Here is a 260-nt window from a genome sequence, read left to right as displayed (position 1 = left end):
CGAGTTGTACTTTTGCATAATGGGTCAGCGACTTACATTCAGTGGCAAGCTTAACCGATTAGGGCAGGCGTAGCGAAAGCGAGTCCGAACAGGGCGTTCAGTCGCTGGGTGTAGACCCGAAACCAGGTGATCTATCCATGGCCAGGATGAAGGTGCGGTAACACGTACTGGAGGTCCGAACCCACTAACGTTGAAAAGTTATGGGATGAGCTGTGGATAGGGGTGAAAGGCTAAACAAACCTGGAAATAGCTGGTTTTCT

General features: G+C 50.4%; 1 rRNA gene. It reads left to right on the top strand.

Going from position 1 to position 260, the window contains the following annotated elements:
* Window positions 1-260 (top strand): 23S ribosomal RNA (locus tag GSQ79_RS27325); the annotation flags it as partial.

The sequence above is a fragment of the Beijerinckia sp. L45 genome (assembly GCF_009765775.1).
Lineage (GTDB): Bacteria > Pseudomonadota > Alphaproteobacteria > Rhizobiales > Beijerinckiaceae > RH-AL1.
The sequence above is the reverse complement of the archived record's forward strand: the minus strand, read 5'-3'. Positions and strand labels throughout refer to the sequence as shown.